2 protein-coding genes are annotated in these 863 nt (G+C 27.5%); one reads left to right on the forward strand and one right to left on the reverse strand.

Annotated features, from left to right (window positions below):
* Positions 1 to 504, forward strand: a 504-nt coding sequence (locus tag ACCC84_RS23825; protein WP_371902420.1) for a PTS sugar transporter subunit IIB, incomplete at its 5' end; no start/stop codon positions are given.
* A 72-nt stretch (positions 505 to 576) separates the two neighbouring features.
* Here ACCC84_RS23825 and ACCC84_RS23830 read toward each other — a convergent pair.
* A partial coding sequence (locus tag ACCC84_RS23830; protein ID WP_371902421.1) for a transposase occupies positions 577 to 863 on the reverse strand: 287 nt, incomplete at its 5' end.

Below are 863 nucleotides of genomic sequence, written 5' to 3' on the forward strand. Positions count from 1 at the left end.
ATTTTGAACAATCAAAGGAGAGAATTTTCCAATCTTGGAATTCATAATTTGTCTTTTTTTGTTAAGATATTAAAAAGTTCCTTAGAACAATTAAAATTTTATAAAACGTTTCATTTGAACTCTAATATATTAAATTCAATGTTATATACTTTAATTATCCATTGGGATAACTTGTATCATATCCTTAGTAATAGATTCCCTCTTGTCAGGATTGGTTTATTTTGCGACAGTGATATTGAACATACAAATTGGTTGAAAAATATGCTTGATTATCACTTTAAACATCAAGCAGAAATACATATTATTGATACAATAAATTTTAAATTGTTTAAACAAGAATCTCAAAATTTCGATTTAATAATTACGAATATATCGGGAATTCAAAGTATTCGCACAATACCTATTATATGTGTCAACACTATTCTTTATATGAGAGATTTAGAAAAAATTCAAAGTAAAATATTTCTGTTACTTAAAAGAAAATATTCTACACAATATAATTAGTTTGATTATAACACTTACCTTTTTAAGGGGAGAAAATTAAGGGGAAATATGATAACTAAACTTATCGAATTGTTAAATTGAAAAAACTTCAAAATGAAAGAAGTTATTACGTTGGTTCGCTACTTTTTCATATAACTTAGCTACACGGATACGTTGTTTATTCCAACGGGTAGAACCTTTTATTCTTCTTGACAATACTCGTTGTGCCTTTGCTAAGTGGTCTAACATGTTGCGATAGAACTTAGGATAATTGGCTTTCTCATCCTCAGAACTAACGTATAATCCATTCATCGCAAAGCCTAATCCAACAACTGTTTCTACTTCTTTTTGTACAATCTCTTTTTTGTATTCAGTCAAGA

The organism is Serratia odorifera (assembly GCF_041448735.1).
Taxonomy (GTDB): domain Bacteria; phylum Pseudomonadota; class Gammaproteobacteria; order Enterobacterales; family Enterobacteriaceae; genus Serratia_F; species Serratia_F odorifera.